Origin of the sequence: Microlunatus endophyticus, from assembly GCF_014646195.1 — a bacterium.
Lineage (GTDB): Bacteria > Actinomycetota > Actinomycetes > Propionibacteriales > Propionibacteriaceae > Microlunatus > Microlunatus endophyticus.
Map to the genome: position 1 here is coordinate 226,571 of NZ_BMMZ01000005.1, position 13,207 is coordinate 239,777.

Sequence of the window (13,207 nt, forward strand, 5' to 3'; positions counted from 1 at the left end):
GGTACCGCAAGCCAGTTGCCTACGCAAGGAGTGTCACATGAGCCTGGGACTCGGGATCTTCCTTCTCGTTGTCGGCGGGATCTGCGCCTTCGGTATCCGCGACCAGTGGAGCGCGATCGATCTCACGGCGATCGGTTATGTATGCATGGCGGTCGGGGCGCTGGCGATCATCCTGTCGCTGGTCCTGCTCTCCCAGCGGCGTCGACGGGCGAGCACGACCTACGTCGAGCGCAACGACAGCCCGCCCCCGCCACCGCCGGCGGTCTAGGCCGCTTCAGGTCCACCGCGAAAGGTTTCGGGGTGCCCGGACCCCCGTGCCGGGCACCCCTCCCCTGTCAGGCTCGCCGGTCGGCACCGGCTGGGTGAACTCAGCTCCAGACCTGCCGATGATGAACCTGTCTGCAACGCTAGGCGTGGCAGCGGTCGCTCTGGGCCGATGAGTGTTGTCCGTCCAGCGCCCGTGTTGTCCGTTCGGGTTCGCGTGTTGTCCCGGCTGCGTACACCTCTGGTAGGAGACGCATGTCATCCCCCGCCCCGCCGATCCCATGCCACGGGTGGATGCATCCGCCACCGCGCGACGGAAGACTTCTCGGGTGAGATCCCGCATAGGAGCGGCCATCGTGGCAGGCGCTCTGATCTGCCTGGTTGCCGCGGGTTTCATCGTGCTTCCGCAGCTGTTCGGCAACGGTGTAGCCGTCACGCCGGCCACACCGCCGAACAGCTCTCGGACCCCGGATTGCGACCTGACTACGGCGGTAGCAGGATCATCGGTGTGGACACCGTGACCAAACTGCCTGCTGCCTCGATCGGCTCCTTCGAGCGCTCGCTGTCGGAAGATGAGGCCACCGGCTTCATTGCCGAGCAGCTCGCTGGCCGCCCGCTGGACGGCCGCGATGTAGTGGTGATCATCCCGGACAGCACCCGGTCCTGCCCACTGCAACTGCTGATGGACACCGTCTACGGAGCGCTCGTGGGCCGGGCGCGCAGGTTGCGGGTTCTGATCGCCCTGGGAACCCACCCGGAGATGACCCGGCAGCAGATCGAGACGATGTTCGAGGTCGGCCCTGGTGATCTTGATCGGCGCTATCCCGAGGCGAGCATCGTCAACCACGCGTGGTGGGAGCCGTCGGAGCTGGTGAGCATCGGCACGATCCCGGCCTCGCGAGTTGAGGAGTTGTCCGAAGGCAGGCTCAGCCTGGACGTGGATGTGACGGTCAACCGTGCGGTCGTCGAGGCGGACGACGTCCTGATCGTCGGTCCGGTCTTTCCCCATGAGGTGGTGGGCTTCTCCGGCGGCGCGAAGTATCTCTTTCCCGGAGTCTCCGGACAACAGATGATCGACGCGTCGCATTGGCTCGGCGCTTTGATCAGCAGCGTCGCGATCATCGGCACCCCGGGCATCACCCCGGTGCGGGCCATGATCAACGAAGCGGCGGCGCTGATCCCCAGCAATATCCTCGCCTGTTGTGTGGTGGTGAAATCCGGCAGTCACGATCTTTACGGTGTCGCGGTCGGGGACGCGCAGAGCGCGTGGGAAGAGGCGTCCGCACTATCCGCGAACACTCACATCCGTTACCTGGAACGACCGGTCAAGCGGGTGATCTCGATCATCCCCGATCGCTACGACGAGATCTGGGTCGCGGCCAAGGGCATGTACAAGGTCGAGCCGATCGTCGCCGACGACGGCGAAGTGATCATCTACGCACCGCACCTGTCGGTCGTCAGCCACACCCACGGCGCCGAGATCGCCAAGATCGGTTACCACTGCCGGGACTACTTCTCCCGACAGTGGGACAGATTCAAAGATCATCCATGGGGCGTCTTGGCGCACTCGACCCACCTCCGTGGTGCCGGCACCTGGTCACCCGAGGACGGCGAGCGTGATCGGGTGACCGTCACCCTGGCGACAGCGATCAGCGAGGAGGAGACGCGATCGCTGGCGCTGGAATATCGCGCTCCGGAGTCGATCGACATCGAGGCAGCGCGGCTGGATCCGGACACGCTGGTCGTCGACAACGCCGGCGAGATCCTCTTCCGGCTCGGTGAGCCGCCGACGGTCTCCTGACGAAGAGCGACCCATCATGACCGTCGACAGCGAGTCCACGCGGACGCCCGCACCGCCCATCACGATTCCGATACTCCGAACGTTTCCCGGCGATGAGAGCCAGCGCTTCTATATCGAATTCCTCGGCTTCACCGTCGATTGGGAGCATCGGTTCCGCGACGGAACGCCGCTCTACCAGCAGGTCTCCCGGGATGGCTGCGTGCTGCACCTCAGCGAACACGAGGGCGATGCAAAACCCGGCTCAGCGGTCCGCATCGAGATCCCTGACGTACGCCGCCTGCACCGGGAGCTGGCCGAGAGCACGGTCTACCCGCTGAGGCCGCACGTCCACGAGCAACCGTGGGGCGACGATCTGGTCGTTCCGGACCCGTTCGGGAACCGGATCATCTTCCACACCCCGAGGCAGGCGGACAGCGGGTCCTCAATCGAGTCCTGACCTCATGCCGTCCGGTTCATCTCCAAATACGCCTGGAAGATTCGCATCGAGCCGGACCTCGACGGCGATATCCGGGGATGCTCACCTGCCGGATAGATCACGGGCGGGCCCTCGTCGCCTTCCCGCAGCGTCCCTCCGACGACCCTGCCGACGAATCCGAACTGCAACATCGGCCCGAGCGCCAGTGCCGATCCGTCAACGCTCTCACGGTCGAAGATCCGGCAGATCTCAGCTGTCAGTTCGATGATCAATCCGGTCTCTTCCTCGACCTCCCGAACGGAGCACTCCTCGGGCGACTCACCGAATTCGATGATCCCGCCGGGCAGACCGCAGGGTGCCTGCGGATCGCAGCCCGGCGGATGGATCATCACCAGCCCGCCTTCAGACTCGATGACGACCAACGCGCCACCGTAGTTCGGCGGGTAGTAGATCCAGCCGCAGTCGACGCACCTTGGCCGCGCCACATCGTTGATCTCGTCGCGTGCCTCGACGTCCAAGTGCCCGGCGCACAGCGGGCAGAAGGCGAATCTCAGGTGCGGCGGCGCGAGTTTCGGATAGTGACCCGTGGGTTGCATCACCAGTTCGCCGCCAGCACCGTCTCGAGCCGTCGGCGGGTTTTCAGGGCGTACTCCGTATCGCCGCGGCTGTTGGAGTTGATCACCTGATTGGACAGTTCCAGCACCTCGACCACCCGGACGCGTTGATCAAATCCCGGTAGTGGACCGTCGGCAACCTCGGCGTATCCCTGGCTGAACGCATCCTCCGACCCATCGAACCGCGGAAACACGTGTAAGCGCAGCTTGACGAAATCCACTGCCGGATCCCAGGCCTCGGCGAGATCAAGATCAAGAACTGCGGACACCCGTCCGTCGTCGCCGATCAGGAAGTTGTCCACGTACAAGTCCCGGTGGCACAGTCGCGGCTCGACCAGCTCGGTGATCGTAACCGCAGCGGCCCGAGCTCGCTCCAGCATGCCGATGATCTCGTCCTCGGCGAACGTGCCAGATGTCTGGTTGCGTCCGATGATCTGCGGGATCCGGTAGTCGAGATATTCCAGCCAGGTGGGGAAACCCGATCCGCCGCCGATCCGGGACGAGAACTCCGGGCACGCCGCGGTATGCAGCTCCGCGATGGCCCGGCCGAGCGACAGGAAGAAGGTCCTCGACGCTTCGCCGTGGAACTCTCCCCACTCCACGTGGCGGCCGGGCAGCCAGTCCAGGATACGGACGGCACGCCCGCCCAGCAGCGCACACTGCCGATCGAAGTAGATCTCAAGCGGCACCGGAGCGGCGGTGGACGCCGCGAGCCGGTAGGCGTACGAGGCGTTCGCGACCTTCTCGACGTCCCGCTCGGGCGCCGCGAGCTTGACCAGATAGGTGCCGGTGTCCAGATCGACCCGCCAGTTGGAGTTGCTGTAGCCGCGCTGTGGCGCCGGCGTTCGGACCGCATGGCCGCCGATGATCTGCTCGGCAACGGCGACAACCTGGTCCGTCGATACGTCGAGCATGCTGACGACGTTAGTCATCGGATCAATCGGGTTTGCGATTCCACCCGGAGTTACTGGCGAGTAACATCAGCACATCGGTGCCGATACGAAAGACTGAGGACCATGAGGATTCTGGCGATCGTGCTGGGCCTGGCCGCAACAGCGGCCGGCTTCGGGTTGTTCGTCCACGGCATCACCCGGATCGTCGCGGTCGTACGGCTCGGGCGCCCGGAGGACGGACGGCGCAGCGATCAGCGCGGTAAGCGCTGGGCGACGATGCTTCGGGAGACCCTGCTGCACACCCGGATGCTGCAGTGGTCCCGCAACGGCATCGCTCACTGGTTCGTCTTCGTCGCCTTCGCGGCCCTGCTCTTCAGCCTCGCAACTGCGTACGGCCAGATCTTCGACCCGGCCTTCGCGCTGCCGATCATCGGCCACTGGGTGGTCTACGAGTGGCTCAGCGAGATCATCGCCTGGCTGAGCCTGTTGGGCATCCTCTTCTTGATCATCTACCGTCAGATCCAGCGTCGTAAGGGCCGCCATTCGCGCTTCTACGGTTCCAACGCCGGACAGGCCTACTACATCGAGGCGACCGTGCTCTCGGTGGTGATCTGTGTCCTGTTGTTGCGCGGCCTGGAATACCAACTGCTCGGCGAGGAGACCACCCGCTGGCACTTCCCGCTGAGCAGCTTCCTGATGCCGGGCGGGATGGCGTACGACTCGGTGGCGCATGCGATCCGGATCGTCGCGCTGATCAAGATCTTGATCTCAATGGCGATGCTGGCGGTCTTCGGCCTGAACACCACGATGGGCGTCGGCTGGCACCGATTCGTTGTCTGGTTCAACATCTGGTTCCGCCGGGACGCCTCCGGTACGCCGGCGCTCGCCGCCCTGCAGCCGATCATCATCGACGGCAAGCCGCTGGATTTCGCCGAGCTCGATGATCTTGACGAAAACGCCACCCTGGGCGTCGGCAAGGTCGAGGACTTCACCTGGAAAGGCCTGCTCGACTTCACCACCTGCACCGAGTGCGGCCGATGCCAGAGCCAGTGCCCGGCCTGGAACACCGGCAAGCCGTTGTCGCCGAAGCTGTTGATCACCGACCTTCGTGATCATGCCTACGCCAAGGCCCCTTACCTGCAAGCGGCCGAGGAGGCCCGCGGCAGCCTCGGCACCGCTGTGCTCGAGGAGGCCGAGCGGCCGCTGGTCGGACCGATCCAGGTCACCGAGGGCCACGCCGGCATCATCGATCCCGATGTGCTGTGGTCCTGCACCTCCTGTGGCGCGTGCGTCCAGCAATGCCCGGTCGACATCGAGCATGTCGATCACATCATGGACATGCGCCGCTACCAGGTGATGATCGAATCCGAGTTCCCGAGCGAGCTCAACGGCCTGTTCAAAGGTCTGGAGAGCAAGGGAAATCCCTGGAACATGAATGCTCGCAGGCGAATGGACTGGGCCAAGGAGCTGGATTTCCCCATCAAGGTCGTCGGCGAGGACGTCGAGGACCTGACCGAGGTCGAGTACCTCTTCTGGGTCGGTTGCGCAGGCGCGTACGAGGATCGCGCCAAGAAGACCACCCAGGCAGTCGCGGAGCTGCTCAACACGGCCGGGGTTTCCTTCGCGGTATTGGGAAACGGCGAGACCTGTACCGGCGACCCGGCCCGCCGCTCCGGCAACGAATTCGTCTTCCAGCAACTCGCGCTGGAGAACGCCGAGACCCTGAAGGAAGCCAAGGCGCACAAGGTGCTGGTCACCTGCGCGCACTGTCTGAACACCCTCAAGAACGAGTATCCGCAGGTCGGAGTCGAGCTTGAAGTCGTCCACCACACCCAACTGCTCAACCGGCTCGTCCGCGACGGAAAGCTGACGCCCGTCGCACCGCCGGCCGGTTCGGTGGCCGGCCGGACGATCACCTATCACGACCCGTGCTTCCTCGGCCGGCACAACCAGGTCTACGACCCGCCGCGTGAGCTGCTGTCGGTCATCCCGAATTCGACGTACGCCGAGATGCCGCGCAGCCGGGAGCGCTCCTTCTGCTGCGGCGCCGGTGGTGCCCGGATGTGGATGGAGGAGAAGATCGGCACCCGGATCAACCTGACCCGTACCGACGAGGCGCTCGAGGCACTCGACGGCCACGCCGACGGCCGCACCGACGGGCAGGCAGCGATCGCGACCGGCTGCCCCTTCTGCCGGGTGATGCTGTCCGACGGGCTGACGGCCCGGCAGGCGGATGGCCAGGCTCCGGAATCGGTCGAGGTGCTCGACGTCGCGCAACTGCTGCTGGAGTCCGTACGACGCCGGTGACACCACTGATGACGCCATAGAACTTGCGAATGGCACCATGGTGGTGTCATGCTGGCGTCATGGATCTTTCAAAGCATGTCGAGACCGTGCGCAACGGGATCGTCAGCGCGGCCTCTCTGGCCGACGAACACACCCAGGACGTCGCCCGGCGGCTGGGCAACGCGGTCGAGTCCCCGGCCCGACTGGCGCTGTTCGGTGCCATCACCGACGCCACCAGCGAGATCAGCGCCGAACTGGCTCCCGGGTCGATCGAGGTCCGGGTGGTCGACGGCAATCCGACCTTCACGGTGCACGCACCACGACCCGCCGGCGAGCCCACGGTGATCCTTCCGGATGTCGACGAGGCCGACAACGAGCCGACCGCCGAGATCGAAGAGGACGAGCCGATGATCCGGGTCAGCCTCCGGCTGCCGGCATCGGTCAAGCGGCGGGTCGACGAGGCCGCCGACTCGGAGGGCATCTCCACCAACGCCTGGCTGGTCAAGGCCATCCAGAACGCTCTCAGCCCCGGACGTCCGACCGGCGCCGTCAACAGCGTCCTGGGCCCCAACGGCCCGTTCGGGCCGAACGGGATCTTCGGCCCCGGAGGTCTGTTCGGCGACGGAGGCGTCTTCGGTGAACCTGCGCCCCGCGCGCCCCGGCCACCACGTCCACCCCGCCCGCCGCGTCCTCCGCGGCCACCGCAGACCGGCAACCAAGTCCAAGGATGGGTCAAATGAGCACGCGCAACTTCGTCTACACCGGCATCATCGGGATCATCGTCCGCAATCTCGGCAGCGGCGAGATCCGACTCCACGAATCCAGCGACGGCGGCGTCTCCGGTGCGGTGACCAGCCACAATGAGGACTTCCTGGACCGCATCGGGCTCTCGGAGGACGGCGGTCGGCTGGTGATCAGCTTCCCGCGCAGCTTCAACGATGCCGACGCCGATCTGCACCTCTCCGTTCCCGACGGCATCGACTTCGAGGCCACCACCGGCTCGGCCGAGGTGTCGGCCGAGGTCGGCCTCTCCGCAACCAAGATCACCACCGGATCCGGCGACGTGTCGCTGGACTCGGTCAACGACGTCCAGGTGACAACCGGTTCCGGCGATGTCAGCATCCAGACCATCAACGGGACCGCGGGCCAAGTGACCAGCGGCTCCGGCGACATCTCCATCGGCGGCGCGGCCAGCGCGTTGCAGGCGAAGTCCGCATCCGGGGACGTCAGCATCGGCGAACTCACCGGAGCGCTGCGGGTCAACACCGCCTCGGGCGACGTCAACGTCGGCCGTACGGTCGGATCGGTCGAAGGCCGTAGCGCCTCGGGCGATATCAACATCGCCGTCGGTGACGACCTCCCGACCTGGCTCGAGCTCAGCTCGGTCAGCGGCGAGGTGCTGATCGGCCTGGACGCCACCGACCGCCCGGCCGAGGGCGACCCGTTCGTCAGCATCCGAGCCACCACCGCAAGCGGAGACATCTCCATCTCCCGCGCCTGACCACAGGCCTGCACCAACCCCTTCACCCACTCCATCCACGGCGTAACCGCCATGCGGCGGTCGACCGCGCCCTCAAACAGGCAGGAGAACGATCATGATCAACAGCGATCGACTCACCGATTACACCCACGACTACGTCTTCCGTCAGCAGCTGAACGACAGGCTGGCGGAAGCTGAGCAGCATCGAATGATCAAGGAATTCCGTGCCGCCCACCCAGAGCTGCGGCCGGCGGCCAGGATTGCGCGCGTTCTGCGCCGGGCCGCGGACCGGCTGGCCCCGGAACAGGCCCAGCCGATCAAGACCCGTCCGGTCGCCCGCCCACTTTGATCATCCTCAGGAAGGGTCGGGCCAGCGGAACCCCTTATGGCACAGGTCGATCGCCTTGGGCGGGACCGCCGACCCAAACGCTCAACTTGCTTGCTATCCGTTGAAGCTTGCCCGCCGGTCGTCCGTCACGCCGCTTCGCAGATGCAGAGTTGAAGTGGGGCGTCACCCGTGAACTGCCGGCCAGACCAGTCGCCGAAACGATCGATCAGCCGGAGGCCGGCATGGCCGATCAGCATGAGCAGTTCTTGGGGGAAGATGCTCCGCAGTTCGAGCGGCGCGACGACGAAGTCGGCCTCAGCATCGGTCGAGAGAAACCATGTCCCACGCGTGACCTGCGCGGCTGCGTCATAGGTGTCCGCAGTATCGACGCTCACGTTGCCACGATCCGGATCTACGAACGACAGTGACTCGCGTGTGCGCCGCGCACCGTCGGCTTGCGCGAGCAGCTGTATGTTCGGGTTGAATACGTCGAAGATGAATCGCGCTCCGGGGGCCAGGTGTCGTCGAACCGACTGCAGGCAGCTCACCAGGTCCTCTGTCGAATGCAAGTGCAGTAGCGAGTTTGCTGTGCTGAAGACTAGGTTGAATGTGCGGTCCAGATCGAAGTCCCGCATGTCGCCGTGCACCCATTCCGCGGTTACGGCGAGCTGGCTCGCCTTCCGTTCAGCCTCGGCCAGCATCTCTGTCGAGAGGTCGAGTCCGACGCATGGATGCCCGTCGGACGCGATGGGGATCAGCTTGCTCCCGGTTCCGCATCCGAGTTCCAGTACGCGACCGCTTTGGCGGTGGGCTTCGGACCGGTAGAACGCGACCGCCGGACTGATGTTCGGGAACATCAGGTCGTACAGCCTGGCATGTGAGTAGAACTCGTCGCCCATCCTGTTGCTAGATCCCTTCGTGGCCATCGGTGGCGGTGATGCCGCTGACAAGTTTGGCAGGGCAACCAACAGGGATCATCCGCTTTGTGGACATAGATCAGTGGTCTGTGGCGACGCTGCACGGTCGAGGATGGCGGTTGCGGGCCCGGCTCACCGTGTCATCCAGGTCGAGACTCGGCTCTACTGAGGTGATCGCTTTGCGTCTCTCGCGTGCGTACTCGATCTCGCGCCGCGTCGCTGATCCGACATAGCCGCCCTCGCTCACCACGCGGACCTCGTCTGCCAGGTCGATGCGTCTCAGATGCAGCTCTCTCAACGCTGCACGCCTGGTTGGCGTCAGGTCCTCGTCGATCGGCTCCGGTCCGAGCACGATCACGCCCAGTGAGGTCAGTCGACGCCGCTCCAACCGGAACAGAGGCTCGAAACGCAGCGAGCCACACAAGCAGACCACCCTGGGTCGTTCGACGGCGTCCACTAAAGAATCTCCTCGCTGCGACAAGACAAGTCGGACGATAGCGATGCTCGCGTGACTTCCGCCAACCAGCGGACGACCAGCCCAAGCGGTCGCTATCGGCGCCCGCAACCGGATCCCTTGTGTGCAGGATGCGAACTCGTGATCTTGGTCGTCCATCGGGGAACGATCCCCGGGCGCCCGGAGTCGGGTCCAGTGGGCTTGAAACAGTGCTTGGTCCGCAGAAGTGGGGCCGCGCGCGTGCAAGAGTGTCGTCGTGAGTCCGACCAAGTCATTTCTTCTTCAGCAGGTCCGGGTCTTCGATGGCGTTGAGGTCGTGGCCGCCGATTCGGTCCGGGTGAAGGACGGTGTCATCTCCGAGGTCGGTGCCGGTTTGAGCCCTGTGGGTGATGAGTTTGTGGTCGACGGTGCTGGGGCGACGGTGCTTCCTGGTTTGATCGATGGCCACACGCATACGCCACCCGATCCGGTGATCGCCGAGCAGCAGTTGGCTCAGGCCCTCGCATTCGGGCTGACGACGGTGATCTGTTTGCAGACGAATCCTGATACGGCTAGGGCGATGAAGCGCCGGGCCGCTGATGGATCGGATATCGCGGATCTGCGTTCGGCCGGCCGTCTGGTGACTGTCGCCGGAGGGCATCCGACACACCTGAGTCCGGGTCCGTATCCGGTCCTCCACGGCCCCGAGGATGTGCCCGGGTTCATTGCGGACCACATCGCCGCGGGCATGGACCAGGTGAAGATCGTGATCGAGGACGGTTCGCCGTTCAATCGGCCGATGCCTTCTGTGCCTCCTGAGCTTTCGGCAGCGGCTACCGCCGAAGCGCACCGGCACGGGCTGCTGGTGGTGTGTCACGTCTCGAGCGAGGCCGGGGCCTTGCAGGCGCTGGACGCCGGTGTCGACGGACTGGCTCATCAGTACCAGGATGTGCCGCAAACGCCTGAGATCGCCCGACGGATCGCCGAGAGTGGAACCTTCGTCTGTATGACGTTGCAGGTGGTCCGGGACCAGGCTATGGCCGTCGACGCGGCCGCAGATCCGCGGGTGGCGCCGTTTGTCGAGCATTGGTTCCTGAACAGCTTGGCAACCGGGTTGGTGAAGCATGAGCCGAGCCTGGCCCACACCCAGAACATTCGGGGCGCGGTGGCGGTGCTGCGTGATGCCGGCGTACGGATCATTGCTGGCACCGATTCCCCACTGCCGGGCACAACTCATGGTGTGAGTCTGCATCTGGAGCTGCGGCATCTTGTCCGGGGCGGGTTGACGCCGGTCGCCGCGCTGACGGCGGCTACCTCCGCGGCGGCCGATGTCTACCGACTGCCCGATCGGGGCCGGATCGCGCCGGGGATGCATGCCGACCTCCTGCTGGTCGACGGCGACCCGACCACAGACATCAACGCCACCCTGGACATTCGACAGATCTGGCGCGGCGGCGAAGCCTTTGACCGGCAACGCCACCAAGCAGCAGTCGCCGAACGAACGAAAGCGGCACAATCAGCCACCGACGCCTGAGCGAATCGCCCAACAGGCCCAACCATCGGCCCGGTGAGGATCGATGACCGGACACCCCGATGTCGGGCACTCTCGGACCATGGTTTGACGTTGCCACGTGCGCACTCCTGGATGATCGGTCAAGTCCTGGTAGGTCGGTTAGCCCGCGTTCGGGAAGCTTGGAGGTCACCTGTCGCGCATCACCGTCACCGGCCGCGCCGGAAAGCAACCACCAGAGTGGCGTCGAGCTTGAGAGCTTCGACGACGAGCTCCAGGCCTCCTATCGTGCAGAATCCACGAAGGATGGTGGCGTCGCCGTCTATGTCGACGTCTATCGCGGCGTGGACGTCCTAAGCACAATCCCCGTCACGCAGCTGGGCCCGGACTAGGCAACCGGCTTCGAAGAACACTGAACCACCCGGCGTCGGCCCGCCCTGGCCGAACTGCAAAGGGGCTCGATCAAAGGGCAGCGCGTGGTCTACACCACCAACGACAGGCTCGTGAACAGTATTCAGATGCGGCGGCTCCACCCGTCGACTTAAGCTCCAACGCCGTCCCGCAAGCGGTTCGTCTACTGGCACGGCTTCCGACTGACGCTTGACCAAGACCTGTCCCGAATGCGGGTCCTCGACCGGTCGCTTCCAGTCGCGCCCGATCGATCAGCTGTTGAGTCGGCGTGCCCAGTAATCGGGTCGGCGACGCTCATGGGCGTAGGCGATGATGACGACTTCGCCATTGTGGATGATGTACTTGATGTCGTAGCGGAATCCGGCGACGCTGCGTGTGCGCACAGGCGGGGTTCGCGACTGCCTCGGTGGAGTGCCCAGGTATGTGGTGACTCAACGATGGAAGCGATCGCGGCCTCCGCTGCGTCGATGAATCGGTCGCCCCAGCCTTCCCGCTCATCGTCGAGGAAGTTGGCGGCCTCGTAGAGTTCGTTTCGGGCTTCGTCGAGGTGTCGCCAGCGGTAGGTCACTTGCGGCGGGCGGCAAGGGCGGCTCGGACCTGGGCGAGGCTTTCGGGGCCGTCGACGAGAGCGGCGGTTCCGTTGACGACGGCGGCGACGCGACGGTCGATGACCTCGTCCCATGCTGCGTCGATCTCGCTCTGGCCGCCGTCGGTGTCCTGGTCCACGCTGAGTCGAAGCATTCGGGCGGCTTCGAGGCGTTCCTCGGGAGTGAGCCCGTAACCTGCCTCGATGTAGTCCGCGAGCCTCGTTGTCATGGCGCCAGTGTAGGACCGCACGACGACAATCGACCGTGGCCGACACCTGCACGGCCATGACCTTGGAACTGCCCGGTCAGGGATCCGATTGCGACCTGCGCGCTCGCGCGAATCCGTAGGCTGCATGGGTGAAGTCTCTGGAGGTTCGGCGGCACTCGCTGACCAAGCAGCGGACCGAGCGTGAGCGCGGTTCGTTGCTGTCGACCGAGGGGGTGCGTGCCGCCCGCGCGGTAGGTGAGGCGTTGCCTGATTGCGGCTACGTGTTGACCGGACCCGATCGGCGACACGTTGAGACCGCGATCGCGATGGGATACGCGGTCGATGAGCTGGTCGAGTGGCCGTCTGGATATGTCGAGGGCGTAGTTGATCATCATGACCAGTGGCGCTGGGACCAGCCGTTCGTTCGGTACCGGGCGTTGCTGCATGCCAGTCCAGCGCTTCGCGACGTTGCGGAGACGCACTTGGCACATTGGCGCCGAGCGCTTGATCAGATTCGCGAGGGCGAGGCTGCGTTGGTGATCTCGTCGGGTGGATCGATCGAGCCGGTCTTGGTTGCAGCGTTCGCGTCCGATGAGCTGGCAGGCTGGGGTTCTGCTCTTCATCAACTGGACGGGCCACGATGACATTTGATGGCCCGGCTTGCGTTGGCGTCGTCGTACGCCGCCGTTTAGTCTCAGCCAGCCGATGCAGATGAGGACTGCCCGATACAGAGTCCGCTTGCGTGGCGGGACGACTGCACGAGATCGAGTCAGTCGACCAACCGAATGTTGTTTGCGCGATAGCCGTATCCGTCCTGGCCACTCGGAAAGTGTTCGCATTCGAAGCGGACGACTTGCCCAGGCTGCAGCGATCGGTAGCCATCGACAACGAGCTCGGAGAAGTGGGCGAAGATTTCTGACTCGACCTCGTCGGAGACCAGCACGCCCCAGCCCTCCTCAGCGTTCCAGCTGATGACGCTGCCGACGACAAACCTCACAACCACTGATCATAGTTGGACAGAATCCTGTGATAAATCCGTTGCGACAAAGGGATACAGCAG

The 13,207-nt window shown here is 64.9% G+C and carries 16 protein-coding genes; 9 read left to right on the forward strand and 7 right to left on the reverse strand.

The window, feature by feature from the left end:
* The first annotated feature begins 37 nt into the window (after positions 1 to 37).
* The 3 genes from IEY07_RS12130 to IEY07_RS12140 all read left to right on the forward strand — a co-directional run bounded on the left by IEY07_RS12130 (position 38) and on the right by IEY07_RS12140 (position 2,501).
* Entirely contained in the window at positions 38 to 268 is a 231-nt protein-coding gene (locus IEY07_RS12130) for a DUF6458 family protein (RefSeq protein ID WP_188895618.1), read from the forward strand.
* Positions 269 to 772: 504 nt separating this feature from the next.
* Entirely contained in the window at positions 773 to 2,065 is a 1,293-nt protein-coding gene (locus IEY07_RS12135; RefSeq protein WP_229670011.1) for a lactate racemase domain-containing protein, read from the forward strand.
* 16 nt (positions 2,066 to 2,081) lie between these two features.
* Positions 2,082 to 2,501 (forward strand): glyoxalase superfamily protein, encoded by a 420-nt coding sequence (locus IEY07_RS12140; protein ID WP_188895620.1) that lies wholly within the window; start codon positions 2,082 to 2,084, stop codon positions 2,499 to 2,501.
* Positions 2,502 to 2,503: 2 nt separating this feature from the next.
* Here the strand turns inward: IEY07_RS12140 and IEY07_RS12145 are convergent, their stop codons facing one another.
* Both IEY07_RS12145 and IEY07_RS12150 read right to left on the reverse strand, forming a co-directional pair.
* Entirely contained in the window at positions 2,504 to 3,076 is a 573-nt protein-coding gene (locus tag IEY07_RS12145) for an NUDIX hydrolase (protein ID WP_229670046.1), read from the reverse strand.
* Positions 3,076 to 4,026 carry an aminoglycoside phosphotransferase family protein gene (locus tag IEY07_RS12150; protein WP_188895622.1) on the reverse strand — a complete coding sequence of 317 codons (951 nt, stop codon included), beginning with the start codon at positions 4,024 to 4,026 and terminating at the stop codon, positions 3,076 to 3,078. The genes IEY07_RS12145 and IEY07_RS12150 overlap by 1 nt, the downstream gene beginning before the upstream one ends.
* An 84-nt stretch (positions 4,027 to 4,110) precedes the next feature.
* On the opposite strand from IEY07_RS12150, the gene IEY07_RS12155 reads away from it, so the two are divergent.
* From IEY07_RS12155 to IEY07_RS12170, 4 genes are all read left to right on the forward strand, one after another.
* Positions 4,111 to 6,294 carry a (Fe-S)-binding protein gene (locus IEY07_RS12155; RefSeq protein WP_188895623.1) on the forward strand — a complete coding sequence of 728 codons (2,184 nt, stop codon included), beginning with the start codon at positions 4,111 to 4,113 and terminating at the stop codon, positions 6,292 to 6,294.
* Positions 6,295 to 6,353: 59 nt separating this feature from the next.
* The gene (locus tag IEY07_RS12160; RefSeq protein ID WP_188895624.1) at positions 6,354 to 7,013 is read left to right on the forward strand and encodes a hypothetical protein; all 660 of its coding nucleotides are present in this window, start codon (positions 6,354 to 6,356) and stop codon (positions 7,011 to 7,013) included.
* The gene (locus IEY07_RS12165; RefSeq protein WP_188895625.1) at positions 7,010 to 7,774 is read left to right on the forward strand and encodes a DUF4097 family beta strand repeat-containing protein; all 765 of its coding nucleotides are present in this window, start codon (positions 7,010 to 7,012) and stop codon (positions 7,772 to 7,774) included. The genes IEY07_RS12160 and IEY07_RS12165 overlap by 4 nt, the downstream gene beginning before the upstream one ends.
* Before the next feature lie 94 nt (positions 7,775 to 7,868).
* Entirely contained in the window at positions 7,869 to 8,102 is a 234-nt protein-coding gene (locus IEY07_RS12170; protein WP_188895626.1) for a hypothetical protein, read from the forward strand.
* Positions 8,103 to 8,227: 125 nt separating this feature from the next.
* On the opposite strand, the gene IEY07_RS12175 is transcribed toward IEY07_RS12170, so the two are convergent.
* Positions 8,228 to 8,980, reverse strand: a complete 753-nt coding sequence (locus IEY07_RS12175; RefSeq protein ID WP_188895627.1) for a class I SAM-dependent methyltransferase — start codon at positions 8,978 to 8,980, stop codon at positions 8,228 to 8,230.
* A 97-nt stretch (positions 8,981 to 9,077) separates the two neighbouring features.
* Entirely contained in the window at positions 9,078 to 9,356 is a 279-nt protein-coding gene (locus IEY07_RS12180) for a hypothetical protein (RefSeq protein ID WP_229670012.1), read from the reverse strand.
* A 565-nt stretch (positions 9,357 to 9,921) separates the two neighbouring features.
* Here IEY07_RS12180 and IEY07_RS12185 point away from each other — a divergent pair.
* The gene (locus tag IEY07_RS12185; protein ID WP_229670047.1) at positions 9,922 to 10,965 is read left to right on the forward strand and encodes an amidohydrolase family protein; all 1,044 of its coding nucleotides are present in this window, start codon (positions 9,922 to 9,924) and stop codon (positions 10,963 to 10,965) included.
* A 638-nt stretch (positions 10,966 to 11,603) separates the two neighbouring features.
* On the opposite strand, the gene IEY07_RS24465 is transcribed toward IEY07_RS12185, so the two are convergent.
* Positions 11,604 to 11,735, reverse strand: coding sequence for a hypothetical protein (locus IEY07_RS24465; RefSeq protein ID WP_268239213.1), 132 nt, complete (start codon positions 11,733 to 11,735; stop codon positions 11,604 to 11,606).
* A 181-nt stretch (positions 11,736 to 11,916) separates the two neighbouring features.
* Positions 11,917 to 12,168 (reverse strand): addiction module protein, encoded by a 252-nt coding sequence (locus IEY07_RS12190; protein ID WP_188895629.1) that lies wholly within the window; start codon positions 12,166 to 12,168, stop codon positions 11,917 to 11,919.
* A 128-nt stretch (positions 12,169 to 12,296) separates the two neighbouring features.
* Here IEY07_RS12190 and IEY07_RS12195 point away from each other — a divergent pair, with 128 nt between their 5' ends.
* Positions 12,297 to 12,791 (forward strand): histidine phosphatase family protein, encoded by a 495-nt coding sequence (locus tag IEY07_RS12195; RefSeq protein WP_229670013.1) that lies wholly within the window; start codon positions 12,297 to 12,299, stop codon positions 12,789 to 12,791.
* A 125-nt stretch (positions 12,792 to 12,916) separates the two neighbouring features.
* Here the strand turns inward: IEY07_RS12195 and IEY07_RS12200 are convergent, their stop codons facing one another.
* Positions 12,917 to 13,144 carry a cold-shock protein gene (locus tag IEY07_RS12200; RefSeq protein ID WP_229670014.1) on the reverse strand — a complete coding sequence of 76 codons (228 nt, stop codon included), beginning with the start codon at positions 13,142 to 13,144 and terminating at the stop codon, positions 12,917 to 12,919.
* Positions 13,145 to 13,207 lie beyond the last annotated feature (63 nt).